Genomic DNA, 2,538 nt, shown 5'->3' with positions numbered 1-2,538 from the left:
CTCGGGGGCACGTCCGGCCCCGGCCCGAGCCTGCATTGCGTCTTCGTCGGCAATCCTGGCACCGGCAAGACCACCGTGGCGCGGCTGATGGGCGAGATCCTCGCGGGCCTCGGCTACCTGCGCTTGGGCCACATGGTCGAAGTCGACCGCGCCGACCTCGTTGGCCAGTATATCGGCCAGACCGCGCCAAAGACCCGCGAGGCCGTCGAGAGCGCCCTCGACGGCGTGCTCTTCGTCGACGAGGCCTATACGCTCAGCCCCCCGGGCAGCGGCGGCGGGGACTTCGGCCCCGAGGCAATCGACACGCTGCTGAAACTCATCGAGGACAGGCGCGACCGGCGCTGCGTCATCGTGGCGGGCTATCCCGGCCCAATGCGCCGCTTCCTCGACGCCAATCCCGGCCTGCGCTCGCGCTTCGCCCGCACCATCCCCTTCACCGACTACGCCCCCGACGAACTCGCCGGGCTCTTCGACGACCACGTGGCCCGCGCCGGCTACGTACTGGCTCCGGACGCCCGACAAGCCCGCGACGACGCCTGCACGGCCTGGCCTGCGCCCGCGATCCCGGCAACGGCCGTGCGGTGCGCACGCTCTGGAAGTGCACCCGCGAGGCCCAGGGCAGCCGGGTGATGCGCCACACCGCACGCGCACGCGCCGATCTTGAGATCATCACGGCGGCGGATATCGACACCGCTTGCACCATCGTTCTGGCCGCTGACGACACCGCGCCCGCGGAGGCGGCCTCGTGAGACCCCTGCCGCAACCGATCGGGACCGTTCTCCAGACCCTCGGCCGGCTCGGGGCCGCGATCCCGCGGGCCTGGGTTACCGACCGGGTGTTCCGCTATGCCACCATCGCGGCCGGCGTGGCGCTCGCCACCCTGATGGCCCGCCCGTGGGTCGACAGGTCCAACACGGCGTCGACATCGCTCCCGGTGTCCGGCGTGGAGACACCCGGACCCGATGCTCCGGCTGCGCCCCTGCCGCCGCCGGGCGCGCGCTACGGGGACCCTGCCCCGGCTTCGAACGAAGCGGGCGCGGCGCCGGCGGAGACCCCGACCGGCCCGCTGGCCCCCGGTCGCGCCCTCGACGGTCTGCGCATCGAGATCGATCCGGACGCGCCCGCCGATCCCTTCGGCACCCTGCGTGCCACAGACCCCGCCTCCCGGCCTAAGGAGACCCCGTGATGTCCCGATCCCCGCGCGTCGCACGCGCACCCATGCTCACACTCGCCACGGTCCTCGCTACGGGCGCTATGGCCCCTGCCCGGGCGCAGGACGCAGCCCCGGGCACGACGGCATCTTCCGATGTCGCCCGCCAGGATCAGCAGGACCAGCTCGACCGCATCGAGGCCAAGCTCGATACCCTCTTGCAGAGGCTCGGCAGCGGCGAGGACGTCAACGCGGCAGGCATTCCCGCGCCGTCTGGTACCTCAGGCTCGGCGAGCGATCCTTCGACCGCGGCTTCGGATGCGGCGGCCCCGCCCGGAGCCGGTGTGGAACCGGAGACCGCGCCCACGCCGACGGACACGTCCGCCGAAGCCGAGAGCTACGCGCCCGACGCCATCGCGGTCGTGCATGCCGCCCCGACCCAAGGCCAGGCCTTGAACGAAATCCCCGCCGACAGCATCGGCGGCTTCGTCTACACCGGCGGGCCGATCCGGCTCAGCGATCTCGCGGATCGCGGCGTGCGCTACGCCGGCCCCGCCGGGATCGAGCTGCAGGGCTGGCTCAAGGCGACCGAAGCCGGGCGCCACCAGATCGCCGCCGATCTGCAGGTCCGCTTCGGCCCCGGCGCCATCGCCCCCCTGCCCTGCAGCCTCAATGGCTGGCTCGAGGACCAGGCCATCGGCGCCGAGACCCGCAACGTTGAGCCCTGGGGTGCCAAGGGTGAGCCCATCCCCCTCTCCCTCGTGCTCGGCGCCGAGTTGCAGCCCGGCCTCTATAAGCTCCGCCTCTGGGTCGCCTGCGCCGATCTGCTCACCGCCCGGGATGGCGACAGCGTGCAGGCGGAGGTGTTAGTGAAGGGGCCCGGCGAGATGAACCTCAGGCCCGTCACCGGAGAGGATATGCTACACAGGCAGTGAGGAATGCTGAACAAGAACGAACGTAGCAGATGTTCTTATGAATTGTTTTACTGATCAGGTCATCTAGCGCGGCGGCTACGCAAGCGTTTTCTTCAGTACCGGTCGGAACATCTCGAAGCCTACCATCGCGGCCAGTGTCTCCGCCGGATTGCCCCGCGCCGATACCTCTGTCAGCCTATCCGTGATCGACCAGAGTTCCAGCCTGCCCGTCATGATCCACTTTTATCGCATCAGGACTAGTGAATCATAGTCCAGCCCATAGACAACGTTTCCAAACGTATCGTGCTCTTTTTCTTTTCTATTTTTTCTATTTTAGAGCCTATCTATATGATGATAAAAACGGAATCGCTGCGAGAGTGACTTATCGGGTGAGGCGTTGATGGTGTGACCGCCCCCCGACGGCATCGATGTGCCAAGGTGGGTTTGCTGTAATCCACGGGAGGGAGCGGTCAT

4 protein-coding genes are annotated in these 2,538 nt (G+C 68.4%); all 4 read left to right on the top strand.

Annotated elements, in window-relative coordinates:
* The coding region (locus Q1A87_RS23265; RefSeq protein WP_299657174.1) for an AAA family ATPase at positions 1-630 on the top strand (630 nt) is incomplete at its 5' end.
* A complete protein-coding gene (locus tag Q1A87_RS23260; protein WP_363323067.1) occupies positions 582-749 on the top strand; it encodes a hypothetical protein in 168 nt (55 codons plus the stop codon). The genes Q1A87_RS23265 and Q1A87_RS23260, both read left to right, overlap by 49 nt.
* On the top strand, positions 746-1,186 hold the full coding sequence (locus Q1A87_RS23255; protein WP_299654989.1) for a hypothetical protein: 441 nt from the start codon (positions 746-748) through the stop codon (positions 1,184-1,186). The genes Q1A87_RS23260 and Q1A87_RS23255 overlap by 4 nt, the downstream gene beginning before the upstream one ends.
* Positions 1,186-2,085: a hypothetical protein gene (locus Q1A87_RS23250; RefSeq protein WP_299657168.1), complete on the top strand. Its 900-nt coding sequence runs from the start codon at positions 1,186-1,188 to the stop codon at positions 2,083-2,085. The genes Q1A87_RS23255 and Q1A87_RS23250 overlap by 1 nt, the downstream gene beginning before the upstream one ends.
* Positions 2,086-2,538 lie beyond the last annotated feature (453 nt).

The organism is uncultured Jannaschia sp. (assembly GCF_947494055.1).
Taxonomy (GTDB): domain Bacteria; phylum Pseudomonadota; class Alphaproteobacteria; order Rhodobacterales; family Rhodobacteraceae; genus Jannaschia.
Note: the sequence above shows the minus strand (reverse complement) of the source record. Positions and strands in the feature narration are given on the sequence as shown.